The organism is Klebsiella sp. (assembly GCF_027492335.1).
In the GTDB taxonomy this organism is placed as follows: Bacteria; Pseudomonadota; Gammaproteobacteria; order Enterobacterales; family Enterobacteriaceae; genus Klebsiella; species Klebsiella huaxiensis.
Genome location: NZ_JAPUEW010000042.1, coordinates 92817 through 116517 on the forward strand (window position 1 = coordinate 92817; position 23701 = coordinate 116517).

At 51.9% G+C, this 23701-nt stretch carries 25 protein-coding genes and 3 tRNA genes; 10 read left to right on the forward strand and 18 right to left on the reverse strand.

Annotated elements, in window-relative coordinates; translation table 11 throughout:
* The first annotated feature begins 120 nt into the window (after window positions 1–120).
* Window positions 121–612 (forward strand): GNAT family N-acetyltransferase, encoded by a 492-nt coding sequence (locus QVF11_RS12375; protein ID WP_112214420.1) that lies wholly within the window; start codon window positions 121–123, stop codon window positions 610–612.
* A gap of 64 nt (window positions 613–676) precedes the next feature.
* On the forward strand, window positions 677–1054 hold the full coding sequence (locus QVF11_RS12380; RefSeq protein ID WP_287857189.1) for a RidA family protein: 378 nt from the start codon (window positions 677–679) through the stop codon (window positions 1052–1054).
* Window positions 1055–1199: 145 nt separating this feature from the next.
* Here QVF11_RS12380 and QVF11_RS12385 read toward each other — a convergent pair.
* The 4 genes from QVF11_RS12385 to mdtK all read right to left on the reverse strand — a co-directional run bounded on the left by QVF11_RS12385 (window position 1200) and on the right by mdtK (window position 3209).
* A tRNA-Val gene (locus tag QVF11_RS12385) sits at window positions 1200–1276 on the reverse strand.
* A gap of 4 nt (window positions 1277–1280) precedes the next feature.
* Window positions 1281–1357: transfer RNA gene (locus QVF11_RS12390), tRNA-Val, on the reverse strand.
* 4 nt (window positions 1358–1361) lie between these two features.
* Window positions 1362–1438 (reverse strand) — tRNA-Val (locus tag QVF11_RS12395).
* A 397-nt stretch (window positions 1439–1835) separates the two neighbouring features.
* Window positions 1836–3209 (reverse strand): MdtK family multidrug efflux MATE transporter, encoded by a 1374-nt coding sequence (gene mdtK, locus QVF11_RS12400; protein ID WP_110273962.1) that lies wholly within the window; start codon window positions 3207–3209, stop codon window positions 1836–1838.
* Window positions 3210–3440: 231 nt separating this feature from the next.
* On the opposite strand from mdtK, the gene QVF11_RS12405 reads away from it, so the two are divergent.
* Window positions 3441–4076: a riboflavin synthase subunit alpha gene (locus QVF11_RS12405; protein WP_142513954.1), complete on the forward strand. Its 636-nt coding sequence runs from the start codon at window positions 3441–3443 to the stop codon at window positions 4074–4076.
* Between the two features lie 123 nt (window positions 4077–4199).
* Here QVF11_RS12405 and cfa read toward each other — a convergent pair whose 3' ends face one another.
* Both cfa and punC read right to left on the reverse strand, forming a co-directional pair.
* On the reverse strand, window positions 4200–5348 hold the full coding sequence (gene cfa / locus QVF11_RS12410; protein WP_112214416.1) for a cyclopropane fatty acyl phospholipid synthase: 1149 nt from the start codon (window positions 5346–5348) through the stop codon (window positions 4200–4202).
* Window positions 5349–5646: 298 nt separating this feature from the next.
* On the reverse strand, window positions 5647–6831 hold the full coding sequence (gene punC / locus QVF11_RS12415) for a purine nucleoside transporter PunC (protein WP_181421791.1): 1185 nt from the start codon (window positions 6829–6831) through the stop codon (window positions 5647–5649).
* A 121-nt stretch (window positions 6832–6952) separates the two neighbouring features.
* Here punC and punR point away from each other — a divergent pair, with 121 nt between their 5' ends.
* Window positions 6953–7864 (forward strand): DNA-binding transcriptional activator PunR, encoded by a 912-nt coding sequence (gene punR / locus QVF11_RS12420; protein WP_287857192.1) that lies wholly within the window; start codon window positions 6953–6955, stop codon window positions 7862–7864.
* A gap of 18 nt (window positions 7865–7882) precedes the next feature.
* Here the strand turns inward: punR and purR are convergent, their stop codons facing one another.
* Window positions 7883–8908 carry an HTH-type transcriptional repressor PurR gene (purR, locus tag QVF11_RS12425; RefSeq protein WP_110273968.1) on the reverse strand — a complete coding sequence of 342 codons (1026 nt, stop codon included), beginning with the start codon at window positions 8906–8908 and terminating at the stop codon, window positions 7883–7885.
* A gap of 296 nt (window positions 8909–9204) precedes the next feature.
* Here purR and cydH point away from each other — a divergent pair, with 296 nt between their 5' ends.
* The gene (gene cydH, locus QVF11_RS12430; protein ID WP_110273969.1) at window positions 9205–9294 is read left to right on the forward strand and encodes a cytochrome bd-I oxidase subunit CydH; all 90 of its coding nucleotides are present in this window, start codon (window positions 9205–9207) and stop codon (window positions 9292–9294) included.
* Between the two features lie 167 nt (window positions 9295–9461).
* Window positions 9462–10628 (forward strand): MFS transporter, encoded by a 1167-nt coding sequence (locus QVF11_RS12435; RefSeq protein ID WP_110273970.1) that lies wholly within the window; start codon window positions 9462–9464, stop codon window positions 10626–10628.
* A 77-nt stretch (window positions 10629–10705) separates the two neighbouring features.
* Here the strand turns inward: QVF11_RS12435 and sodB are convergent, their stop codons facing one another.
* Complete coding sequence (gene sodB, locus QVF11_RS12440) at window positions 10706–11287, reverse strand: superoxide dismutase [Fe] (protein WP_004102696.1); 582 nt, start codon at window positions 11285–11287, stop codon at window positions 10706–10708.
* A gap of 313 nt (window positions 11288–11600) precedes the next feature.
* Window positions 11601–12485, reverse strand: coding sequence for a C40 family peptidase (locus QVF11_RS12445; RefSeq protein WP_287857196.1), 885 nt, complete (start codon window positions 12483–12485; stop codon window positions 11601–11603).
* 339 nt (window positions 12486–12824) lie between these two features.
* On the opposite strand from QVF11_RS12445, the gene QVF11_RS12450 reads away from it, so the two are divergent.
* Entirely contained in the window at window positions 12825–13172 is a 348-nt protein-coding gene (locus QVF11_RS12450; RefSeq protein WP_112214411.1) for a Grx4 family monothiol glutaredoxin, read from the forward strand.
* Window positions 13173–13226: 54 nt separating this feature from the next.
* Here the strand turns inward: QVF11_RS12450 and rnt are convergent, their stop codons facing one another.
* The 4 genes from rnt to QVF11_RS12470 form a co-directional block, all read right to left on the reverse strand.
* Entirely contained in the window at window positions 13227–13871 is a 645-nt protein-coding gene (gene rnt, locus QVF11_RS12455; RefSeq protein WP_112214410.1) for a ribonuclease T, read from the reverse strand.
* A gap of 111 nt (window positions 13872–13982) precedes the next feature.
* On the reverse strand, window positions 13983–14390 hold the full coding sequence (gloA, locus tag QVF11_RS12460; RefSeq protein ID WP_112214409.1) for a lactoylglutathione lyase: 408 nt from the start codon (window positions 14388–14390) through the stop codon (window positions 13983–13985).
* A gap of 84 nt (window positions 14391–14474) precedes the next feature.
* Entirely contained in the window at window positions 14475–15572 is a 1098-nt protein-coding gene (gene nemA / locus QVF11_RS12465) for an alkene reductase (protein ID WP_287857200.1), read from the reverse strand.
* Window positions 15573–15625: 53 nt separating this feature from the next.
* The gene (locus QVF11_RS12470) at window positions 15626–16225 is read right to left on the reverse strand and encodes a TetR/AcrR family transcriptional regulator (RefSeq protein ID WP_112214407.1); all 600 of its coding nucleotides are present in this window, start codon (window positions 16223–16225) and stop codon (window positions 15626–15628) included.
* A 91-nt stretch (window positions 16226–16316) separates the two neighbouring features.
* On the opposite strand from QVF11_RS12470, the gene QVF11_RS12475 reads away from it, so the two are divergent.
* Window positions 16317–16607: a DUF1289 domain-containing protein gene (locus QVF11_RS12475; RefSeq protein ID WP_182240796.1), complete on the forward strand. Its 291-nt coding sequence runs from the start codon at window positions 16317–16319 to the stop codon at window positions 16605–16607.
* 48 nt (window positions 16608–16655) lie between these two features.
* A complete protein-coding gene (locus QVF11_RS12480; RefSeq protein WP_112214405.1) occupies window positions 16656–17552 on the forward strand; it encodes an aldo/keto reductase in 897 nt (298 codons plus the stop codon).
* A gap of 63 nt (window positions 17553–17615) precedes the next feature.
* Here the strand turns inward: QVF11_RS12480 and QVF11_RS12485 are convergent, their stop codons facing one another.
* From QVF11_RS12485 to QVF11_RS12495, 3 genes are read right to left on the reverse strand one after another with little or no spacing between them, the layout of a single operon-like run.
* Window positions 17616–19640 (reverse strand): FUSC family protein, encoded by a 2025-nt coding sequence (locus QVF11_RS12485; protein ID WP_112214404.1) that lies wholly within the window; start codon window positions 19638–19640, stop codon window positions 17616–17618.
* The gene (locus tag QVF11_RS12490; protein ID WP_110273980.1) at window positions 19640–20536 is read right to left on the reverse strand and encodes an efflux RND transporter periplasmic adaptor subunit; all 897 of its coding nucleotides are present in this window, start codon (window positions 20534–20536) and stop codon (window positions 19640–19642) included. The genes QVF11_RS12485 and QVF11_RS12490 overlap by 1 nt, the downstream gene beginning before the upstream one ends.
* A 10-nt stretch (window positions 20537–20546) precedes the next feature.
* The gene (locus QVF11_RS12495) at window positions 20547–20783 is read right to left on the reverse strand and encodes a DUF1656 domain-containing protein (RefSeq protein ID WP_112214402.1); all 237 of its coding nucleotides are present in this window, start codon (window positions 20781–20783) and stop codon (window positions 20547–20549) included.
* A 170-nt stretch (window positions 20784–20953) separates the two neighbouring features.
* Here QVF11_RS12495 and slyA point away from each other — a divergent pair, with 170 nt between their 5' ends.
* Window positions 20954–21394: a transcriptional regulator SlyA gene (slyA, locus tag QVF11_RS12500; protein ID WP_110273982.1), complete on the forward strand. Its 441-nt coding sequence runs from the start codon at window positions 20954–20956 to the stop codon at window positions 21392–21394.
* 45 nt (window positions 21395–21439) lie between these two features.
* On the opposite strand, the gene QVF11_RS12505 is transcribed toward slyA, so the two are convergent.
* Complete coding sequence (locus tag QVF11_RS12505) at window positions 21440–22792, reverse strand: sensor domain-containing diguanylate cyclase (RefSeq protein ID WP_112214401.1); 1353 nt, start codon at window positions 22790–22792, stop codon at window positions 21440–21442.
* Window positions 22793–23024: 232 nt separating this feature from the next.
* Window positions 23025–23492 carry an outer membrane lipoprotein SlyB gene (gene slyB / locus QVF11_RS12510; protein WP_112214400.1) on the reverse strand — a complete coding sequence of 156 codons (468 nt, stop codon included), beginning with the start codon at window positions 23490–23492 and terminating at the stop codon, window positions 23025–23027.
* Window positions 23493–23701: the final 209 nt, after the last annotated feature.

Sequence of the window (23701 nt, forward strand, 5' to 3'; positions counted from 1 at the left end):
AGAAAATATGATCTGATTCACAATAAGATTGCAGGGTGCAAGAAGCTTACCCGCGTGCGTGAGGGCGACTTAAAAGGTGTATTATGTGGGTCACAAAATGGATGCTGAAAAGGAAAAACGATGTCTACACCCATCTTTCGCCAGGCGACGCTCGCCGATGTTGATCGCTGCTATACGATAGAAATCACCGCCTATGAAGGCGATGAGGCCGCGACCCGGGAAAAAATCGCCACCCGTATTAATCGTTACCCGGAAGGTTTTATGTGCATGGAACTGGACGGCGAAGTGATTGGATTTATCAATGCGGGCTGCGCCTGGGACGTGGTGATGTCGGATGAAGAGTTCAAAGAGCTTATTGGACACGACCCCGCGGCACCGAATGCGGTCATTATGTCGGTGGTGTTAGATCCTGATTTTCAGGGGCAAGGCTATTCATCGCTCATGATGCGCGAATTTGTCTCTCGCATGAAAGCCATGAACAAGCAAACTATCCATTTAATGTGCAAAGACCGGCATGTCGATCTTTACGCGCATTTTGGCTACCGCTATATCAGACCTTCTGAGTCCGATCATGGCGGCATGGCCTGGCATGAGATGATAATGGAGCTGTAAAAGAAACTACACAGACGTTAAGCCGCAACAGGGGGGGCTGGTTCCCCTCAATAAGGAAGTCAGTATGGGTATGATAGAACGGAAGAATTATCCGGAATTGGGTGAGGTTAAGGCCCCCTACGTCCACTCGGTAAGGCATGGTAACACGCTCTATATTTCAGGACTGACCGCGTTTGGCACGGCTGCGCAGCGTTCAGGCATTGCCGGACAGGCTGAAGAGATCTTCAGCCAGATCGGAAAAATCGCCAGCGCAGAAGGCACGGATTTTTCAGCCCTGATTAAGGTGACCATATTCATTACTTCTTTTGAAGAGATCGACGAGCTGCGTGAAGTGCTCTACCGACACTACGGCGCCAGCTTGCCTGCCAGTTCTCTGGTTGAAGTTAGCCGCCTTTTTTCACCCGATCTCAAGATAGAAATTGAGACTGTATTTGGCCTCTGATTGATAGTTTATCGCCGGACGGCCTGATAGGTTTTTGCCGAATGTAGAGACAAACTGATGAATCAATAGATTTTGTCAGGCACGATGATGAGGATGGTGAAGTAAAATCGTGATGAAGAAGAGAGGGAATAACCGGAAAATAAAATGGTGCGTCTGAATGGACTCGAACCATCGACCCCCACCATGTCAAGGTGGTGCTCTAACCAACTGAGCTACAGACGCATTATGGTGCGTTTAATTGGACTCGAACCAACGACCCCCACCATGTCAAGGTGGTGCTCTAACCAACTGAGCTATAAACGCATTATGGTGCGTTCAATTGGACTCGAACCAACGACCCCCACCATGTCAAGGTGGTGCTCTAACCAACTGAGCTATGAACGCAATGTTGCAGTGGCAACGGGGACGCATATTAGCGGCAGGGAGGGGTTGTGGCAAGAGGCAAACGTCACTTTTCTTCCAGATTTCACGCGATCGCAGAAGTTTTATCCATGTTGCTTATATTTTGCTGATGCAAAAGAAGATTTCTTCGTCGATTACGGACAATGGCGCTCAATCAGCGCCGTTGTCATATACCCGTCATACTTCAAGCTGCTTATGTGTTGGCTACGGATTACTCGGCCCATCCATGGGCCTCGCCCTGACTGGCCGTCGCACGCGACGTTCAAATCTGCTCCCGGCAGATTTGTCGCTCGCCCCAGTCGCATAGTTATCTATGCTCCTGGGGACTCACTCCCTTGCCGCCTTTAAGCAACTCGAATTATTTTGGGTATAGATCGGATTAGCGCGCCGCGCGCTGCAAAATCACGCTGGAAGGCTGACGTTGCAAAAAGCGCATACGCAGCATCATCATGATGGCCGCAGAGGTTAAACCGATAATAAATCCGCACCAGAAGCCTGCAGGGCCCATGCGCGGAACCACGACATCGGTTAATGCCAGCAAATAGCCGCTTGGCAGTCCCAGCACCCAGTAGGCGGTAAAAGTGATAAAAAAGATGGAACGCGTGTCTTTATAGCCACGCAGGATCCCGCTGCCGATGACCTGAATCGAGTCGGAAATCTGGTAGATCGCGGCTAACAGCATTAACTGGGAAGCCAGCGTGATGACCTCAGGATTGTCGTTATACAACAGCGCGATTTGCTTACGCATCAGGACAGTAAAAACTGCCGTGATAACCGCCATGCACACCCCGACACCAACGCCGGTTCTTGCTGACGTTTGCGCTTCCAGGGTTGAGCCCTGACCAAGGCGGAAACCTACGCGAATGGTCACTGCTGCCGCAAGAGACAGAGGCAGAACGAACATCAACGAGCTGAAGTTAAGGGCTATCTGGTGTCCGGCCACGTCGACAATGCCCAGAGGGGAGACCAGCAGCGCGACGACGGCGAACAGGGTCACTTCAAAAAACAGCGCCAGCGCAATCGGCAGACCCAGTTGTACCAGTCGCTTGATGACTTCGAAATCTGGTTTGCTGAACGGCTCTGGGCTGCGAATATCACGCATTGAGCGTGCCCGGCGAACCCAGGAGATCATGCTGAAAAACATCACCCAGTAAACCGAAGCTGTTGCGACGCCACAGCCAACGCCGCCAAGTTCCGGCATCCCGAAGTGACCGTAGATAAAGATGTAGTTAACCGGAATGTTGACCAGCAGGCCGATAAACCCCATGACCATTCCAGGTTTAGTTTTTGCCAGGCCTTCGCACTGGTTACGTGCGACCTGGAAGAAAAGATAGCCCGGCGTACCCCACAGCAGCGCGCGCAGATAGCCAACGGCTTTATCTGCCAGCGCTGGGTCGATGTTATGCATCGAACTGATGATGTAACCGGCATTCCACAGCACAACCATCACCAGAACAGAGACGAAGCCCGCCAGCCAGAATCCCTGGCGTACCTGGTGGGCAATACGGTCACGACGACCAGAACCATTCAATTGGGCAATGACCGGAGTCAGGGCCAGCAGCAGACCGTGGCCGAAGAGGATCGCCGGTAACCAAATCGAGGTACCAATGGCGACCGCCGCCATGTCGGTGGCGCTATAGCCGCCTGCCATGACGGTATCGACGAAGCCCATAGAGGTCTGGGCAACCTGAGCCAGAATAACGGGTATAGCCAGTGCTAATAACTGACGCGCTTCAATAAAGTACTTCTGCACGTGAACACCTTTATCTTGTTGTTATTTTGAGACTAAAAAAGCCGCCCAGTATGGCAGCAAGAAGAAAAAAGCAGAGGGATTTGCCAGACTATTGTAGCGAGGATTAGCCATTTAGCCAGTGAAAAAATCCCAGTGCACGTTGTGCGCTGGCAACCTGTTTTGCCACCTGTTATTGTTCCGCATAACCTAAAACGGTAATGATACCGTCACGAATTTATACAGGAGCAAAATATGTTTACCGGTATTGTGCAGGGGACCGCGAAGGTGGTGTCCATAGACGAAAAACCCAATTTTCGTACCCATGTAGTGGAGTTGCCTGAGCATATGCTTGCGGGGCTCGAAACCGGGGCGTCAGTGGCGCACAATGGCTGTTGTTTGACCGTCACCGAGATTAACGGCCCTCGGGTGAGTTTTGACCTGATGAAAGAGACGCTGCGTATAACCAACCTGGGCGCGATCCGTGAAGGCGATTGTGTGAACGTTGAGCGGGCGGCAAAATTCAGCGATGAAATTGGCGGCCACCTGATGTCCGGTCATATTATGACTACTGCGGAAGTGGTGAAAATTCTAACCTCGGAAAATAATCGTCAGATTTGGTTTAAGGTTCAGGACCCTACGCTGATGAAATATATCCTCTATAAAGGATATATCGGTGTTGATGGGATTAGCCTCACCGTGGGGGAAGTGACGCCAACACGCTTTTGCGTTCATTTAATTCCCGAGACGCTGCAACGTACAACGCTTGGCGCGAAAAAACTGGGCGATCGGGTCAATATTGAAATTGATCCGCAGACTCAGGCGGTCATTGATACCGTTGAGCGCGTGTTGGCAGCAAAAGACGCCGCGCTGAAAGCGGCGGCAGAGTAATTTATTCGACAGCCCGGTTGACGTGGCCGGGCTGTCGTTTTAGATCATTGAAATCAAATTTTTACTGCCGTCGCGGTGAGTAAAAAAGAAATCCCTGCGCCAGCGGCGCAGGAGGGACAGCGATTAGCGAGCCACGCGCAGGCCGTGTTCGACACCGCGAGAAAAAACCACCTGCCAAAGCTGAATATCGCGGGCGCGAAAAGCACCAGCACAGGCATTCAGGTAATAGCTAAACATACGTTTGAATCTTTCCGAATAGTTGTCAGCGATTTCCGGCCAGCTATTGAGGAAACGCTCATACCATGCCATTAGCGTGGTGTCATAATCGGCACCGAAATTATGCCAATCTTCCATCACGAAATGCGTTTCACTGGCCTGTGCGATGTGGCGTACCGACGGCAGACAACCGTTGGGGAAGATATATTTATTAATCCACGGGTCGACGCTATGGTCGGTTTTTTTCGAGCCGATTGTGTGCAGCAGGAAACGACCGTCAGCTTTTAAATTACGATCCACCACGTCAAAATAGGTGTCGTAATTTTTAGGCCCGACATGTTCAAACATACCAACGGAAACAATGCGGTCAAAACTATCATGCAAATCGCGATAGTCCTGGAGCAGAATTGTTACGTCCAGCCCTTCACAACGCTGCTGGGCCATCTTTTGCTGTTCGGCTGAAATAGTGACACCAACAACGCTGACCTGGTAGTTTTTAGCCATATAGTAAGCCAGACCACCCCAGCCGCAGCCAATATCCAGCACCCGCATTCCGGGTTCAAGCTGCAGCTTTTGGCAGATCAGATCTAATTTTGCCTGCTGTGCATCTTCCAGATTCTGCGCATCTTTCCAGTATCCGCAGGAATATTGCATAAAAGGGTCGAGCATGCGGCTGAAAAGATCGTTACCTAAGTCGTAATGTTCTTTGCCGACTATCCAGGACCTTTTTTTACTTTGCAGATTGAATAAGCGAGCGCTCGCGATGCGGAGGGTATCTTTAAAATGGTGGGGAAGTTGACTTTCCAGCCCGGCACGTAAGACTTTATGGAAAAATAAATCCAGCCGCTCACAATCCCACCAGCCGTCCATATAGCTCTCTCCCAATCCCAGCGACCCTTCTTGTAAAACGCGCTTAAAAAAGAGGGGGTTTTTAATCCGCAGATCGGAGGGGGCAGGACCGTTAATTTCGATGCCCGCACGGCCTAATAATTCAGCGACAATCCGGTACCAATCATCATTTGGTACGCTTACTTCTTCTATACACGATGAACTCATAGCTTCTCCATCACGCCCAAGTGATCAGAACCTTAAAACAGCGTAGACGCTTTTCTGGCTTTGTGAGAAATCTCACGGACAATCCGTGAGGCTGCTATCCGACGTAGAACAGAGGAAGGGAGATAACCCTTGCCGAAAGGCCTTCCATGGAGAAACGGGACGCATCCTGCTCCCGTTAAATCAATTAATCTTTCTATTTATGTGATGCCGGATCCAGTATAGGCCGCTAAAAACAGGCTTTCAATAAAAATATGTTAGCAAGCTAATTACTGGACCTTAACACTATCTGAAGATTACCTTAAGCATGTGACGATTCTGTTGCCAGCGCAGTGGCCTTGTACTGCATACGGTAACCGATACCGGCCAGTACAATGGAGATAAGCATCACGCTGGTGGTGGTTTGCAGCGGTGTTGCTATCAGCGTAGAAACCAGCAGACTGGCGATAAAGCAAAGACCCAACTGTAAGGTATTTTGCAAAGCTGCGGCGCGACCGGTCGCCTGCGGGAACGGCTTCAGCGCCTGAGCAACGACGATAGGATAAATACCGCCATTTACCACCGCCATTGCGCAGAACGGAATCATTAATCCGACAAGCGTGGCATTAGCCTGTAAACCTACCAGCCAGGTAGCGGCAACGCTGATGGAGAAAATCACCAGCAGCCACGGCAGGATCTGCTGCCCTGACCATTTTTGTAAAGCCGCACGGCAGCCGTAACCGCCAACCAGAAACGCAATAGTTTGCGGAACGTAGCTCAGGCCGATAACGGTCGGGCTGTAGCCCATCTCGTGAAGAATAAATGGCGAGCCGGTCAACCATGCGAAAAAGCTGGCGGAGCAGGCGGCATAAATCAGCACGTTGCCGCTGTATTCGCGCGAGCGTAGTAGGGCAAGGAAAGTCAGCTTCTGCTGGGTGCCGACAACCGTCTTTTTCGCCGCTTTCAGACGCAGGGCAGGCAGCATGAGTAACAGGGTTATCGCGAACAGAACGGCGAAAATAGCCTGCCATTCGAAATGAACCAGCAGCCAGCTGCCGAGCAGCGGCGCCAGTGCTGGAGACAAGCCCACCAGCGGCATAATGGCGGCAAAAATACGGTTTGTGCGATGGGCTGGGTAGTAATCGGTCACCATCGCTTGCCAGGTCACGGCGGCGGCGCAAACGCCAATCGCCTGAATGAAGCGCAGCGCCAGCATCAGTGTGGCATCTTGCACCCAAAGCATCCCCAGACAGCCGATAGCGAAAATGACCAGGCCGCTTAGCAGTACCGGCTTGCGTCCGTAACGGTCGGAGAGCGGCCCCCAAAAAAGCTGTCCAATGGCAAAGCCTGCCAGGAACAAGCTCAGGCTGGCGCTGACTGAAGCCGCTGAAGTGTTGAGATCTTGTTGGATCGCGGCGAAAGCCGGCAGATACATATCGGTGGCCAGAAAGCCGAGCACGCTGAGCCCGGCCAGCCAAACTAAAAATCCTTTCCCAGGTTGTTGCAATTGTTGCATAAAATTCTCTTGTTATTGATGCAGGTACGGTGCGGCAGAGTGTAGGGAGTGCATTCGGGCTTGTGAAACGCTAATATTTGTCAGGTGGATTCAAAAATTTTGTAGGCAGAATATGTGGTCAGAATACTCACTTGAGGTGGTTGATGCTGTCGCGCGTAACGGCAGTTTTAGCGCAGCGGCGCAGGAGCTACACCGCGTACCTTCAGCGGTGAGTTATACCGTGCGTCAGTTGGAAGAGTGGCTGGCGGTTCCGCTCTTTGAACGCCGTCACCGCGATGTCGAATTAACCCCGGCCGGGGTCTGGTTTTTGCAGGAAGGGCGCTCTGTTATCAAAAAAATGCAGATCACTCGTCAGCAATGCCAGCAGATAGCCAACGGTTGGCGCGGGCAGCTATCCATTGCTGTCGATGACATCGTCAAACCGGCGCGCATGCGGCAAATGATCGTTGATTTCTATCGTCATTTTGATGACGTTGAACTGATTGTCTTTCAGGAGGTATTCAACGGTGTCTGGGATGCGTTAGCTGATGGCCGCGTGGAATTAGCTATCGGTGCGACGCGCTCAATTCCCGTCGGCGGGCGCTATGCGTTTCGCGATATGGGGATGCTGAGTTGGGATTGCGTGGTGGCCAGCGATCATCCGTTGGCGAAAATGGACGGCCCGCTAAGCGACGATGTGTTACGCAACTGGCCGTCGCTAGTACGGGAAGATACTTCGCGCTCGCTACCGAAACGCACGACATGGCTGCTGGATAATCAGAAGAGGGTGGTGGTGCCAGACTGGGACGCTTCCGCGACCTGCCTCAGCGCAGGGTTGTGTGTTGGCATGGTGCCAAAGCATTTTGCACAGCAGCGAATTGATAGCGGAGAATGGACGGCTCTGGCGCTGGAAAACCCATTCCCTGATGCGGCCTGCTGCCTGACGTGGCAACAAAGCGACGCTTCACCGGCGCTGATGTGGCTGCTGGATTACCTTGGCGACAGTGAAACGCTGAACAGGGAGTGGCTGCGGGCGCCGGAATAGCCGGCCCCGCGAGGAGAATTAACGGCGATAATCGACAAACGGGCCGTCGGCCACGGATCGACGTTCGACCAGGCGCGGATGTACTTCAATAGACTGGGAAATTTCGCGCTTGTTGACGATGCGGTCCAGCAGCATATTGAAGGCCGCTTCGCCCAGAGAATCTTTTGGCTGATGGATGGTGGTCAGCGCCGGGCTGAAGTAGCGGGCGTTGCGCACATTGTCATAACCGATCAGCGAAATATCCTGCGGCACGCGCAGACCCATTTCATCAGCCGCACAGATAGCGCCCATCGCCATGATATCCCCGCCGCAGAAAATCGCCGTCGGGCGATGGTGCTGGCTGAGGATTTGCTGCATCGCGCGGTAGCCGGATTCCGGCTCGAAATCACCTTGCACTACCCAGTTTTCAGGAACGTTGATCTGCGCTTCTTCCATCGCTTTCATAAAGCCGGCCAGGCGGCCGGCACCGGTGTTCCGCTCAAGCGGGCCGGGGATCACGCCAATTTCGCGATGACCGCGTTCCACCAGATAGCGCCCGGCAATATAACCCCCTTCGAAGGCGTTATCGATAACCGAGTCGGTAAAGTCGGCTTTTGCTTCACCCCAGTCCATCACGACCATCGGAATATGGCGATACTCTTCCAGCATGCTCAATACCGACTCAGGATACTCAGAACACATCACCAGCAGGCCGTCCACGCGCTTCTGCGCCATCATTGACAGGTAGGCGCGCTGTTTCTCCGGATCGTTCCATGCGTTGCCGAGAATCAGGGTATAGCCCTTCTGGAAGCAACTTTTCTCAACGGATTCGATAATTTCGGCAAAATAGGCCGCTTCACTGCTGGTCGCCAGCAATCCGATAGACTTAGTGTGATTAACCTTCAGGCTGCGAGCAACGGCGCTGGGGGAGTAGTGCAGTTCTTTAATCGCAGCCCACACAGCGTTGCGCGTCTCTTCCGCAACGAAACGCGTTTTGTTAATTACATGTGATACTGTTGTAGTGGAAACGTTTGCGCGCTTCGCTACATCTTTAATAGTTGCCATTACTTCTCACTCCAGACCTTGACCTGATCGTCCGTTTATCGGTACGTAAACGTTTGCCTGTACACACCCTGATGCCAAAATTAATCATTACATCACGTCGGGAAAACGACACAGAACGACAGGAAGGGGTCAATGGCCGATACGCTTTCAAATTAGCGTGGGATTTTGTCCGATCTTGGGGCAAAGGGGAAGAGCAAAAATGTGCATCCCTCTAAATCTCGGAAGATATTTGCGCTAATCTATGTAAAAATGAGCAAGCTCACTTTTCATGTGGGGATAATCAAGGGGAAAAATTGATGGATACAGATTTAAAGTTTTCGCTGACAACGACGATTATTGTTCTGGGTTTGATTGTCGCCGCAGGGCTGACCGCCATACTGCACTAATTCCAATATGAGGGAGGCATCGTTCTCCCTTTTCTTTTTCCGCCATTATTATCAATTTCGCAAAAATATTTTGCCATTTCGTTTACTTTTGTTTTTCTGTGATTGATGTCATGCTTTTGGCTTCTGATGAGATGCCGTCGCTGAAGACGGCCCGATGGAGTCATTGAATGAAAATCAACTTTCCCCTGCTCGCTCTGGCGATCGGTGCCTTCGGTATCGGTACTACCGAGTTCTCCCCAATGGGGCTATTACCGGTTATCGCCAAAGGCGTGGATGTCTCTATTCCGGCTGCGGGAATGCTTATTAGTGCCTATGCCATTGGGGTGATGGTTGGCGCGCCGCTGATGACTCTGTTGCTTTCGCACCGTGCGCGCAGAAATGCGCTGATTTTCCTGATGGCGATTTTTACTCTCGGTAACGTACTCTCTTCAATTGCACCAGATTACACCACGCTACTGCTGTCGCGCATTATTACCAGCCTCAATCACGGCGCTTTTTTTGGACTCGGCTCAGTAGTAGCGGCGAGCGTAGTGCCGAAGCATAAGCAGGCCAGCGCCGTGGCGACCATGTTTATGGGGCTGACAATTGCCAACATTGGCGGCGTTCCGGCGGCGACCTGGTTGGGGGAAACTATCGGCTGGCGAATGTCGTTCCTTGCAACGGCGGGTCTCGGCGTGGTGGCGATGGTCAGCCTGTGGTTTTCCCTGCCAAAAGGAAGCGCGGGTGAGCGGCCTGATGTTAAGCAGGAACTTTCAGTACTGATGCGCCCACAGGTGCTATCAGCGCTGCTGACCACCGTTCTGGGGGCAGGGGCGATGTTTACGCTTTACACCTATATATCACCGGTCCTGCACAGCATCACTAACGCATCGCCACTGTTTGTGACCGCGATGCTGGTATTGATTGGTGTAGGCTTCTCGCTGGGTAACTACCTTGGCGGTAAGTTTGCCGACCGCTCGGTTTCCGGGACGTTGAAGGGCTTTCTGCTGCTGTTAATGGTGATCATGCTGGCGATCCCGCTGCTGGCCCAGTCACAAATTGGTGCGGCTATCAGCATGGTTGTCTGGGGTGCCGCGACTTTTGCCGTGGTTCCGCCGCTGCAGATGCGCGTGATGCGCGTGGCTCACGAAGCTCCTGGGTTGTCATCGTCGGTTAATATCGGCGCTTTCAACCTCGGTAATGCGTTAGGCGCAGCCGCCGGTGGTGCGGTGATAACGGGTGGGCTGGGCTATGCATTCGTACCCGTGATGGGAGCGATCATTGCGGGCGTTGCGCTACTGCTGGTGTTTTTTAGCGGTCGATCGCAGCCAGAAGAGGCTTTTGCTAACCACTAATCGTTCATGAATAGTATGTGAATTGTCTGTGAAGTGAAAAATAACCGCAGAAGGCGCAATCCTTCTGCGGTTTGCTTTTATGCCGCCAGATTAGCCGCCACAAATTTCCAGTTCACCAGCGCCCAGAAGTGTTCCAGATAGTTCGGACGCGCATTACGGTAGTCGATGTAGTAAGCGTGTTCCCAGACATCCACGGTCAGCAGCGGGGTTGCATCGCTGGTCAGCGGCGTACCGGCGTTGCTGGTGGAAACAATCGCCAGGCTACCATCAGCGTTTTTCACCAGCCAGGTCCAGCCAGCACCAAAGTTTTTCGCTGCCGCGTCGGTGAATTTTGCTTTGAAATCAGCAAAGCTGCCGAAGGATTTAGCGATAGCTGCCGCCAGTTCACCTTCAGGTTCGCCGCCAGCGTTTGGTGCCAGGCAGTTCCAGTAGAAGGTGTGGTTCCAGACCTGAGCAGCGTTGTTAAAAACTCCGCCATCGGAAGAGCGAACGATCTCTTCTAAGGTCTTGCCTTCAAACGCGGTGCCTTTGATCAGGTTGTTGAGATTGGTGACGTAGGCCTGGTGGTGTTTACCGTAATGATATTCCAGGGTTTCTGCGGAAATGTGCGGCGCGAGGGCGTCTTTTGCATATGGTAATGCAGGTAATTCGAACGACATTGCTACTCTCCTTTTTATAGTTATACCCTTCATACTTCCAGCCGCATCTTTGTTGGCTGCCTGCACTTACCCCGGTCACGTACTATTTGTACGCTCCCGGGGATGCGCTTAGTTGCCGCGTTACTCGGCTTAAGCCTCGCCCCTTCGGGGCCAGCGCAAGCGCTGTTCAAAACGGCATAGCGTTTTGTGATACAACTGGAATTATTTTGGGTATAGTTCGCGCAATAACCATGTATTACGCAAGGTAATAGTAGCAAATTAAAAGATGTGGCAAAAGAGAGAGTTACCCCGCCGCAGAAGCGACGAGGCAGAATTAGCGAATGGTTTTTGGCGTCATGACGCGGCGCGCGCCAACGTAATGGCGTTCCCAGTAATCTTCACTCAGCGAGGTTATCTGAATATCGCGACCGGTGCGCGGGGACTGGATAAATTTACCGTTGCCGACATAGACACCAACGTGATCGGCGGTACCGCGCCCACGGGTGCGGAAGAAGACTAAATCACCGTTTTGCAGCTCACCGCGATCGACCGGGCGGGCATCGCGCAGATGATACATTTCATTAGCGGTACGCGGGATGTGAATCTTCACCAGATCTTTATAGGCGTAATAGACCAGACCACTGCAATCAAACCCGGTTCGCGGCGAAGTGCCGCCCCAGCGATAAGGTTTGCCAATCTGATCCATTAACTTTGACATGGCGGTGCTTTGCGCCTTTTGAACCCGAGCTTTATGCGCATCGGCGATGGTCAACTGAGGCTCATCAGTGACAGGTTTACAGCGGGTTTTATAGCCTTTGCGCACGACGCACTTTTTCTGCACGCTTGCTCTGGCGACTTTGCTTTCTGCCACCGATTTTGTCGAGCTAGCGCACTGCTTTTTGTAGCCTTTGCGCAATACGCATTTTTTGCTTGCACCGGCAACCTGACGGTTAAGCGCGGTTTGGCTTGAGGCGGTTGTGCGGGTAGGGGCTTTTGCGCGGCTGGCGGTCGATGTTTTCTTGCTGGAGGTTTTAGCGGTGGTCTTACTTTTGGAACTGGCTGCTTTTTTCTTACGCTCTGCGGTAGCGCCTTTGGCCGGATGTGCTTTTGGCGTAGCCGAAGCGTGCGTATGCCCGGAAGCATGCGCCAGCGGCGTAAATGAGATCGACGTAATAAGTAATGCACAGAGCGAAATCGCGATTTTGTTAAGACGCGCCACTGAGCAATCCCCTGATTAAATTACAGACATATACAGATGCCTGACGATGAATGACAAACCGCATCGATTCTAAAGCATAAAAACCCTGAGAGTTAATATTCTTTTGTATCTAAAGTGTCGTTTGGTTAACGATTGCAAAAAAATACGTCAGACAATAACCATGTCGCATGAAAAATGAGCAAAGCGCTCTTGCGTCAGACGATAAAATGATATTTTTGAGGCAACTTCTGGGCACAGAAGATAAAATGTGGAGAGTGACAAAAATGTTATTATCGGTCCTGCGTTCAGGACGCTACAATGACAAATTACTGCCGTAGAGAAGTTTAAGGAAGCAAGACAATGAGCACGACTTTAGAAAAAATCCAACATCAAATCGCTGAAAACCCAATCCTGCTGTACATGAAAGGGTCCCCGAAACTGCCAAGCTGCGGCTTCTCCGCCCAGGCCGTACAGGCGCTGTCTGCCTGTGGCGAACGTTTTGCTTACGTCGACATCCTGCAGAACCCGGACATCCGCGCAGAGCTGCCGAAATACGCAAACTGGCCGACTTTCCCGCAACTGTGGGTTGATGGCGAACTGGTTGGCGGTTGCGACATCATTATTGAGATGTATCAGCGCGGCGAACTGCAAACGTTGATCAAAGAAACGGCCGCTAAGTACAAGACTGACGAGCCGAAAGCAGATTAATTTTTGCTACCAATAAAAAAGCGACTTCTGGTGGAGTCGCTTTTTTTGTCTCTGCTATTCTTCAGCTACCGGTAACGGCCAGCCGCCAAGTCGTTTCCAACGATTGACGATTTCGCAAAACAGCTGCGCGGTTTGTTCGGTATCGTAAAGCGCCGAGTGCGCCTGAGTGCCATCAAATGCCATGCCCGCAGCAATGCAGGCCTTCGACAACACCGTCTGGCCGAGCGCAAGCCCGCTTAGTGCTGCCGTATCGAATGTTACGAACGGGTGGAAAGGGTTGCGCTTCAGGCTCGCGCGCTCGGCAGCCGCCATGGTAAAACTATGATCGAATGTGGCGTTATGGGCGACCATAATGGCACGGCTACAATCGCTCTCTTTCATCCCTTTGCGGATCATTTTGAAAATCGCGTGCAGAGCGTCATATTCGCTCACCGCACCGCGCTCAGGATCGTTCGGGTTAATCCCGTTAAAGGCCAGAGCTTCAGGCTGCAGGTTGGCACCCTCGAAAGGTTCAACATGAAAATGCAGCGTTTCGTCTGGCATTAGCCAGCCTTGCTCATCCATTTTCAACGTAATAGCGGCGATCTCCAGCAGGGCGTCGGTTTTGGCATTAAATCCCGCGGTTTCAACATCAATTACCACAGGATAGAAACCGCGAAAACGGTCGCACAGACCATTAAGTTGAGCGTTCTCGGACATCAGATTCTCTTAGCTGGAAAAAAGTAGCGCGCATTATGGCAAATTTTGCCACCGCTTGCAGCAGGAAGGGGGATAAAACAGCGGGCGCCGCCGATGGACGCCCGAAGAAGATTAGTTGCCGAGGCCTTTGCCGGCATCTTTCTCTTCAATCAGTTCAATTTTGTAACCATCCGGATCTTCGACAAAAGCGATAACCGTGGTGCCGCCTTTGACCGGACCCGCTTCACGCGTCACGTTGCCGCCGTTCTGGCGAATACGCTCACAGGCTTGCGCCGCGTTATCAACGCTTAGCGCGATATGGCCGTATGCGCTGCCGAGATCGTATTTATCAACGCCCCAGTTGTAGGTCAGCTCGATAACGGCGGTATCGCTTTCTTCGCCGTAACCCACGAATGCCAGTGAGTATTTGTACTCAGTGTTTTCGCTGGTACGCAGCAGTTTCATGCCCAGCACGTTGGTGTAAAACTCAATCGAACGTTGCAGGTCGCCAACGCGCAGCATGGTGTGAAGTAAGCGCATAATGTCCCCTATGCAGTTTATTTTGATACATCAGAGCGTTAAGTATAGCGGCGATAACCCGCCGCTATCAATGCAATGGAGGGATTACAGAGTAGGATAATCGGTATAGCCTTCCGCGCCACCGCCGTAGAAGCTTTCCGGGCGCTGTTCATTCAGTGCGACTTTTTTCTGTAAACGCGCAACCAGATCTGGGTTGGCGATATAGTCCCGACCAAAAGCGACGGCATCAATCAGGCCTTTGCCGATCAGATCGTTGGCTTTTTCTACCGTATACGCGCCTGCGCCGATAATTGCGCCTGGGAAACGGTCGCGCACTTTCTGGCGGAATTCATCGCTATACGGTTGGCCGCCTGCCCAGTCCGGTTCGGACATATGCAGGTAGGCAATACCGCGTTTAGCCAGCTCTTCAATCAGATACAGCGCATCGGCTTCTTCGTCCGGCCCGTTGTCGACATTCTGGAAGCTACCGATTGGCGAGACGCGAATACCGATACGGTCAGCACTCCACTCTTTGCTCACCGCATCAACGACTTCCAGCACCAGGCGAGCACGATTTTCAACGCTGCCGCCGTACTGATCGGTACGATGGTTAGAGGAAGGGGACAGGAACTGATGCAGCAGATATCCGTGGGCCGAGTGCAGTTCAACAAGGTCAAAACCGGCATCGCGAGCGTTCCCGACCGCCTGACGGAAATCATCAACGATCCCGGGGATCTCTTCGATTTCAAGCGCGCGTGGCATAGAGGTATCAACACGAATCGCGTGGCCATGCTCATCGCGCAGCGAAGTGCGGGTACCGGCGCTAAACGCTGATGGCGCAACCGGTGCCTGGCCGCCAGGCTGGATGCTGTTATGCGAAATGCGTCCGGTGTGCCACAGCTGAACGGCAATACGACCGTTTTCGGCATGCACACCAGCGGTGATTTTCGTCCACGCCGCAATCTGTTCCGGGCTGTGCAGGCCAGGGGCGCCAGCATAGCCTTTCGCCTGAGCGGAGATCTGCGTAGCTTCGGAAATAATCAAGCCGGAGCTGGCGCGCTGGCGGTAGTATTCGCCCATCAGAGGGGTCGGAATATCGCCCGGTTCAATGCTACGCAGACGCGTCAGCGGAGCCATGAATACGCGGTTAGGTACGGTGACCGCACCGACTTTCAATGGGGTAAACAATTTAGATTCTGACATAATGACTCCTGAGTAGACCGGTCGTCTTGAAACTGGTTAAATAAAAACGCCTGTTACACGGCAGGCGCAGCAATAATATTTTTAGCGTGGGCAAGGGCGCTTTCCAGCGGCGTCGCGCTACGGGTAATCTTGGCCTGCAAATTGGCCCCCAGCCACAGAGAGTAAAGCACCTGGGACAGAGTCAACGCATCGCCAGCGAACATCAGACTGCCTTCCTGACGGCCTTTCTCCAGGGCATCACCCAGCAGAACGATAATCTGGCTGGCACCTTTATCCATCGCGGTACGCATGTCTTCCGACAGATCGCACACCTCTGCCGACAGCTTCACCGTCAGACAACCGCTGATAATACCCTGTTGGCAAAACTGGGTCAGCGTATGCTGGTAGTAGGCCAACAGACGATCGCGATAGTTCCCCTCGCCGTGGTCGAAATGCTCGACCAGGCGCTGAAGATATCCGGCGTAATGGTATTCAAGCAGGGCCACGCCATACGCTTCTTTTGAGCGGAAGTAGTGGTAGAAAGAGCCTTTCGGCACTTCTGCTGTTTTCAATAATTCGCTCAGGCCCATACCGGTGAAGCCCCGCTGCATGCAGAGCTGCTCGCCGGTGACCAGGATATGTTCGCGGGTCGTACATTCACTGTGCTTGTTCATGGGGCTCACTGTAATAGACCGATTGGTCTAATGCAAGCAATTATTAAAAATGCCGCCTGGCGCAGAGGCTGGTGAACAAAATTTGCGAATGATGAGTGAAACGTCTTCAATAAAGAAAGAGAAAGATGGCAGGAGAGGCGAAGTGGCTGAACAACTGGAGTTCTTTCCGGTACAAAGTCCGTGCCGGGGGATTTGTCAGTCAGATGAACGCGGCTACTGTCGGGGTTGCCTGCGCAGCCGTGATGAGCGTTTTAACTGGCAAAAAATGAGCGATGTGCAAAAGCAGGACGTATTGCGTCTATGCCGGCAACGCTGGCTGCGCAAATTACGCGCAACCAAACAGGATAGTGCGGAAGAACCGCAGCAACCCTCACTGTTTTAAGCACGAAACTGCGTATACTCAGAACACTTTTTTGTTGAGGAAGCTGTTATGGTTCAGCGTATTGCTATGGCTCCGCAGGGGCCGGAATTCTCTCGTTTTGTGATGGGCTACTGGCGTCTGATGGACTGGAATATGTCCGCTAAAGAGCTGGTTGGCTTTGTTGAGCAACACCTGGATCTGGGTATCACGACCATTGATCACGCCGATATTTATGGTGATTATCGGTGTGAGGCGGCGTTTGGCGAGGCGTTGAAGCTGGCCCCGCATCTGCGTAGCCGGATGGAAATCGTCACTAAATGCGGGATCGCCACCCGGGCGCGGGCAGAAAACACCATCGGCCACTATATTACCGACCGCGACCATATTGTGCAGAGCGCGGAACAATCGCTGCGCAATCTGGCTACCGATCATCTCGACCTGCTGCTGATTCATCGCCCGGACCCGTTGATGAATGCCGACGAGGTTGCGGAAGCCTTCCTGGCGCTGCATCACAGCGGTAAAGTACGCCACTTTGGCGTCTCTAACTTCACGCCAGCTCAGTTTACTCTGCTACAGTCTCGCCTGCCGTTTACCCTGGCGACGAATCAGGTGGAAATTTCTCCGGTTCATCAGCCGCTATTGCTTGATGGTACGTTAGATCAGCTGCAGCAACTGCGCATCCGGCCCATGGCCTGGTCCTGCCTCGGCGGCGGTCGCTTGTTTAACGAAGAAAGTTTCCAACCACTGCGTGATGAACTGGCCCGTGTGGCTCAGGAACTAAATGCCGAAAGCATTGAGCAGGTGGTATATGCCTGGATCCTGCGCTTACCTTCGCAGCCGCTGCCGATTATCGGCTCTGGAAAGATTGAGCGCGTGCGCTCTGCGTTGGTGGCTGAGAAGCTCAATATGACTCGCCAGCAGTGGTTCCGCATCCGCAAAGCGGCGTTAGGCTACGACGTTCCGTAACCATTCAAAAGCCTGGTATCTCTGAATTGATTCGCAGAGATACCGTTTATGAGTCAAAGCAAATCAGCTCGTTCTTTCGGTAATCGTTCCGGCAATCGGGGCCTGTTCAAGCTGCGATAGCGCGCACCACAGTCGCCAGATAACCGCCGCCAGCTCTCTTGCCGCGGGCTGGTGGTGGTGATTGAGCGCGTCGCAAATGCGCTGCAATTCCTGAAGTGTTGAGGCGAGCGGTCGCTGCTGCACGCCGCGTTCGCTCATTACGTCGCGCAGCAGGCTAATACACAAATCGCGTACCTGCGAGAGCGGGTCGGACCGTGTTTCCCATTCGCGAAGCTGCCAGACCACGTGGGAGCAGTTGAGCAGCACTACGCCCCAACGCAGCAGCCAGCGGCGTGCCAGCGCATCCTGACTGTTACTGAGTTGGCTGATGTGATGATAAACCAGCGATTCAAATTCGTGTTCGCTATGTTGCGGGCGGCGGCTTAATTGGTCGACAAAGTGACGCCGTAACGCCCGAATGTGCCGGCGACTTTTACGCGCGTCAGAACCCGGACTGATAATTGCGAAGGCCAGCCAGGCAAGACCTACTCCGATGATTTTGCCTAAATTATCGTTGAGAAATGAAGCGTAATCATAGACCGGAGGATTGGTTACCGCGATAAATGAACCCATAAAGACAATCAGTTGTCCCCAGAGTCCGGCGAATTTGGGCATCTGCAATTTAAGCAGTTGCATGGTCGTCAGTAGCGGGAACAGAAACAGCAAAAATTGCCATAAATCGGTTATCTGCACCATCAGACCGAATTTAACCACGAAGCTGAACAGCGAGAGCAGGACCAGCGTGCGCATTAAAAGCGTTAATGACTTAAACGGCGAAGGTGACACCGAGTAGAGCACGCAGCAGATGGCTGCCAGGGTCAGAGCGGCGGCGCAGGCCTGCCATTGGGTGCTAATTCCCCAGGCACCCACCATCACCAGCGCGAAAAACGTACGTACACCGTTCCAAAGCGCTTCAGCTTGATCGGTATGGCGAGTCAGTGCAGGTGCTGAAGGAACGTTAAATTCGGTCACCACGGTGGCGTTTTCGATGCGCTTAATCCATCTGCTGCTCTCCAGATAGAGACGGCAGAAATAGCGCAGACGCTTCCAGAAGGCGATATGTCGATAGTCCGCTTCGGCGGGAGGGGCCAGGGGGGCAATGAGCTTCGCGATGCTATAGCTGTCGGTCCCTGAATGGGTCAACTCGTTCAGCAACGCTTCCAGAACCTCACGGGTGTTGGCGGGTGCCGCAGGCCAGTTGAGTAGCATTCGCCGCAGGCTTGAAATCACGCTAGTCATTCGCAACTGCTGATGTAGTAGGTAGTTGAGCAGTGGATTCTGCCGACGAAAGCGATAGTGACTCCAGAACGCCTGAATGCGCAGCAGATTCATGGTCAGAATTTGCCCAATCACACTTTCATGCGCGGTGCGGATCGCATCAGTGGTTTCCGGAACCCACAACATGCTGGCGTGCTCTAACAGCCGGGCATGCATGTTCTTCAGGGCGGTCAGTAGCGTCGTACCATCTGAGGTGCTCGGTAAAATCATCATCATCAGACCGCCGCAAAGAATACCCACGATCACTTCGCAGACCCGCGACTGGGCGATGGTCCACAGTTCGTTAGCATCAGTGATATTGATAACCGGAAAGGCGATGATGGCGCAGGTATAACCGGCGAGCTGGAAGGCGTAGGCAACGTTGTTGGTATACATTGCGCAGGCCCAGGTACAGAGTGCTATCCACGCCGAAATGCTAAACAGAAACAGCCAGGGATCGTTTAGGGTATGTCCGGCCAGCAGCAACGCCGCGCAGGCGCCGAGCAAGCTGCCCGCAATGCGCCCGAAGCTTTTACTGATCACGCCGCCGACGGTTGGAAAGCTCACGACGGCGGCAGAAGTCATCGCCCAGTAGGGCTCATCGAGATTCAGCCAATAGGCGATGCTGAGCGCCAGGCACATCGCGATTCCGTTACGCAGAGCATAGCGCCACTGCGGACGGCTGGCCTTAATCCACGGGAGCGAGCGCCACGTCAGGGCCTGCACCTTCATTACTGTGGGCCAATGGCGACGGTACAGGTGGTACCGGAAACCAGCGTGGTATCCGATGGTAAGCTGTCAAACTCAATGCGCACCGGGACGCGCTGGGCCAGGCGGACCCACGGAATATTTGGCTTAATGTCCGCAACCAGACCGCCTCCGCTTGCAACGCTTTGATCGACAATCGCACGACCGATACTACCTACGTGACCCTGTAACTTTTGTTTGCTGCTGTAAAGAATGATTTGTGCACTATCGCCCGGACGGATATTGCGCAGCTTGGTTTCTTCAAAATAGCCGACCACGTAAAAAGAGTGACTATCAACGAGAGCAAAAACCGGATGACCCACGGAAGCGTAGTCGCCAACGCGAGTCGATAGGTTGGTCACCCAGCCATCTACCGGGGCTTTAATTTCAGTTTGTGCAAGTTGCCACTGAGCGTGATCAAGGCTGGCCTGCGCGACGTCAATCACCGCTTTTGCGGCCTCAAGGTTAGTATTTGCGGTATTAAGGGCGGTATTGGCATTTTCCAGATCTTCCGCCGAGATAAAATTCTGCGACAAATTACGCCGACGGTTGGCATCGCTCGCCGCTTTCTTCTGTTCAGCTTTGGCTTTCGCCACTTCAGCTTTTGCTTTGGCTAACTGTGCCTGGGCGTTGAGAACGGCAATTTTATAGGGGGTATCGTCAATTCTGAACAGGACATCCCCGGCTTTAACCAATTGGTTGTCGCGAACGTTTAACTGCAGGATGCTACCGGAAACCTGTGGGGTGACTCCCACCTGTTCGGCGCGAACCTTTCCGTCGCGGGTCCAGGGGGATTGGGTGTAGTAATTCCAGACTAGCCAGGCGGCAATGATGGCCAGCGCGACGACCAGTAAAGTGGATAGGTATTTTAATTTCTTCATGGAATGAATATTACCAGGCAGTCAGTAAAACCAGCGCCAGACAGACAGAGAGCGCAAACAGGGACAGGTCCATTAGCAGGGGATGCCAAATCTCACCTGCGTACATCCAGTCGCGAAGCTGACGGTGAATCATCAACCAGATAAAGAAGCCCAACAGGACAGCTTTAAAGATAGGGGGAAAGTAGACAGAAGCGCCAAATACCAGGTCCTGGAGCGACAATCCGGCAGTGTTGAGACTCAGTTTCACAAGCAAAAATCCTTGCCGTTGCAGGAGAAATGTTCAGGTTATGCGATTATTCACATTGTAAATCATTGTCTTGATTTTAGTGAATCAGGTAATTCATTTGTTTTGATAATTTAAATGCTGCACACTATTCTAAAATCAGTATAATAACTTAGCAAGCTAATTATAAGGAGATGAAATTGGAATCGCCACTTGGTTCTGATCTGGCACGTTTGGTACGCGTTTGGCGCGCGCTAATCGACCATCGCCTGAAACCTCTGGAGTTAACGCAGACACACTGGGTCACTCTGCATAACATTCATCAGCTGCCGCCTGAACAGTCGCAGATTCAGCTGGCGAAAGCCATTGGTATCGAACAGCCATCGCTGGTCCGCACGCTTGACCAACTGGAGGAGAAAGGCCTTATTTCTCGCCAGACTTGCGCAAACGATCGGCGGGCAAAACGTATCAAGCTTACGGAAAAAGCCGAGCCGCTGATCAACGAAATGGAAGAGGTGATCGGCAAAACGCGTGATGAAATTCTGGCAGGTGTTTCCGCACAAGAAGTGGAAACGTTGCTCAATTTGATTCGTAAACTTGAACACAATATCCTCGATCTCCAGGCAAAAGATTGACCTTGTGAGGCCTTGAGTAGTTTCAAGGCCTCCTTTTTATTTATATTATTCATGCCAAACGATAACGCGATTGCGGCCGTTATTTTTGGCTTCATACATCGCTTCATCTGCGCGTCGAACGCACTCCTCTGCTGAAATGTCAGTGTTCTGCGTGGTGAAAACCCCCATACTGATGGTCATTCTTTCCGGTAGCTCAGCTCGTTCTTCACTGATGGTCAGGCGGATGCGTTCAGCAATGGCCAGCGCCTCTTTGACACCTGTATTCACCAGGAGTAAAGCAAACTCCTCGCCGCCGATACGTGCGGCTGCGTCGTGCTGCCGTACGCTGTTTTGCAGAACGCTGGCTGCAAACTGAATCACCTTATCCCCCTGTAAGTGCCCGTAGTTATCGTTGATGCGCTTGAAATGGTCGAGATCGCTAACAATGACCGATAGCGGCTGCGAAGCAGAGACCTTCGGTAGTAACCCATTAAGAGTGTCGTAAAAATAGCTGCGGTTATACAGCCGGGTCAGAGGGTCGCGAATAGAGTTTTGGTAGGAGCGGATATACTTGTTATTTGATTCGCGATAGAGCATAAAAACATCGCCGAGCAGCACTAAAATCAGAAACAGGGTGCTTAGCGTTTCAAAGAAGCGAGCCTGATTCCAAGTGTGATTGATATCGTGAACTGTGGAGAGCAGAACGAACAGTGTAAATATATAGGTAGTGCAAAAAAAAGCGCCGCTGTACCAGAATATATTACGAAGTCGAGTCTGCCCAACAAGTAAAGTCAGCGTTAATGACCATATAATAATTAATACCCAGCCAATTCGGCTATGCCAAAGCGGCGTAAAGGTGAAGGTCAAGTTATCAATGAACTCTATGTTTAACCACGGCGAGTGGCTAGAGTGAATCCATGATAATGCTAATATAATACTGATAAATATGACACAGCTGCTGAGTACTGCAGCGTGCGTTTTCCATGAATTAATCGTTCTGTGACGGATACGATATAAAATAATCGACGTCATAAATAGCACTGCCATCATGATGTTGCGAAAAAAATAAAAAATCAGCGCATCATTTTGATTGACGACGCGACCCTGACCGCACATCAGCCAGTCAGGATAGCTACTGATCGTACCCAGCATCAGCAAGGCCGAACAGGCAAAAGCGAAAGCGATCGGCGCCAGGTACAGCCTTTTTTTGTCACAGAGATATTTCATCGCCATAAAACAGGCGACGGTAATATGAAAACTCATCAATGAAATAGTCAATACCGGGAAAAGCATCGACGATGTTGTAGATATATGATGAATTAATGAACCGGCAAGGAAATTAATCGTAATAATAGAAAGGCCGCAAACAGCGACGTAAAGACATATCCGGTGAGATAATTTTTTCAAGTCAACAAGCATAGTCAGCATCCCTAAGTAAAAGGGCGAAAGTAAAACGACGCAATTGTCGTAAATTGTGTAGTAAATACAGGCTGAGCGTACTTGATAATGATGTTTGAATTATTGAGCAGGCGCAAACAGTCGAAGGGGAACAGGAATAAAAATTTAAATATATTCTCTTTATTTATATATTTAGGTAAATAATACTTTATTTGTATAAATATGCGGCCCGTGAGGACCGCATAAGCATGTTTTAGCGTGGGGAAACGGTAACCTGGCTACCGCTGCCGGCAATCGCTACGCGCTGGCCGACGGAGAATGGCGTGCTGCCTTGTTTCTGCACTACCATGATGGTATTGCCATCATCTTTGCGGATTTCCAGCTCAACGCCCTGGGTTTTGTTCATCGCACCCTGTACACCCTGACCCGCTACGCCACCGGCGACTGCGCCTGCTGCCGTTGCCAGTGAACGACCGGTACCGCCACCGATGGTGTTACCAAGGAAGCCGCCGAGAACTGCACCACCAATAGCACCAATCGCATTGTTCTCGTCACCGCCCTGAATCTGGACTGCACGGGTATGCACAATGGTGCCGTAGGTCACGCTTTGGACCTGTTTGGCTTCAGATGCGGAGTAAACGTCACCAGACAGGCCGCTGCTGCTGACACAACCTGCGAGTGTAAAACCAATCATCGAGACAGCCAAAACACGTAAAATCATTTATGAATCTCCTGTTCACCAAGAAGCGTTCTATTGAACTTCCTTGTAGCCAATTATATGGCATTTAAGCGTCTGCTGGCATAGCAGATGCGTGGACTATACAAAAAATAATAATCAGAGTCGTCTCAACCTAAACTAAACATAAGTTCTTTACGCTAAGAACAATCGCACTGCTTGTATTGTTAAAAAATATTATAGCAGCATAGCAT

Coding starts and splice junctions, on each gene's coding strand:
- slyB (WP_112214400.1), bottom strand. CDS start 23,492: ATGATTTTACGTGTTTTGGCTGTCTCGATGATTGGTTTTACACTCGCA.
- QVF11_RS12375 (WP_112214420.1), top strand. CDS start 121: ATGTCTACACCCATCTTTCGCCAGGCGACGCTCGCCGATGTTGATCGC.
- QVF11_RS12505 (WP_112214401.1), bottom strand. CDS start 22,792: ATGCTTGTTGACTTGAAAAAATTATCTCACCGGATATGTCTTTACGTC.
- QVF11_RS12480 (WP_112214405.1), top strand. CDS start 16,656: ATGGTTCAGCGTATTGCTATGGCTCCGCAGGGGCCGGAATTCTCTCGT.
- nemA (WP_287857200.1), bottom strand. CDS start 15,572: ATGTCAGAATCTAAATTGTTTACCCCATTGAAAGTCGGTGCGGTCACC.
- QVF11_RS12470 (WP_112214407.1), bottom strand. CDS start 16,225: ATGAACAAGCACAGTGAATGTACGACCCGCGAACATATCCTGGTCACC.
- slyA (WP_110273982.1), top strand. CDS start 20,954: ATGAAATTGGAATCGCCACTTGGTTCTGATCTGGCACGTTTGGTACGC.
- QVF11_RS12485 (WP_112214404.1), bottom strand. CDS start 19,640: ATGAAGGTGCAGGCCCTGACGTGGCGCTCGCTCCCGTGGATTAAGGCC.
- sodB (WP_004102696.1), bottom strand. CDS start 11,287: ATGTCGTTCGAATTACCTGCATTACCATATGCAAAAGACGCCCTCGCG.
- purR (WP_110273968.1), bottom strand. CDS start 8,908: ATGGCAACTATTAAAGATGTAGCGAAGCGCGCAAACGTTTCCACTACA.
- rnt (WP_112214410.1), bottom strand. CDS start 13,871: ATGTCCGAGAACGCTCAACTTAATGGTCTGTGCGACCGTTTTCGCGGT.
- gloA (WP_112214409.1), bottom strand. CDS start 14,390: ATGCGCTTACTTCACACCATGCTGCGCGTTGGCGACCTGCAACGTTCG.
- QVF11_RS12490 (WP_110273980.1), bottom strand. CDS start 20,536: ATGAAGAAATTAAAATACCTATCCACTTTACTGGTCGTCGCGCTGGCC.
- QVF11_RS12435 (WP_110273970.1), top strand. CDS start 9,462: ATGAAAATCAACTTTCCCCTGCTCGCTCTGGCGATCGGTGCCTTCGGT.
- cfa (WP_112214416.1), bottom strand. CDS start 5,348: ATGAGTTCATCGTGTATAGAAGAAGTAAGCGTACCAAATGATGATTGG.
- QVF11_RS12450 (WP_112214411.1), top strand. CDS start 12,825: ATGAGCACGACTTTAGAAAAAATCCAACATCAAATCGCTGAAAACCCA.
- cydH (WP_110273969.1), top strand. CDS start 9,205: ATGGATACAGATTTAAAGTTTTCGCTGACAACGACGATTATTGTTCTG.
- QVF11_RS12405 (WP_142513954.1), top strand. CDS start 3,441: ATGTTTACCGGTATTGTGCAGGGGACCGCGAAGGTGGTGTCCATAGAC.
- QVF11_RS12380 (WP_287857189.1), top strand. CDS start 677: ATGGGTATGATAGAACGGAAGAATTATCCGGAATTGGGTGAGGTTAAG.
- QVF11_RS12475 (WP_182240796.1), top strand. CDS start 16,317: ATGAGTGAAACGTCTTCAATAAAGAAAGAGAAAGATGGCAGGAGAGGC.
- punR (WP_287857192.1), top strand. CDS start 6,953: ATGTGGTCAGAATACTCACTTGAGGTGGTTGATGCTGTCGCGCGTAAC.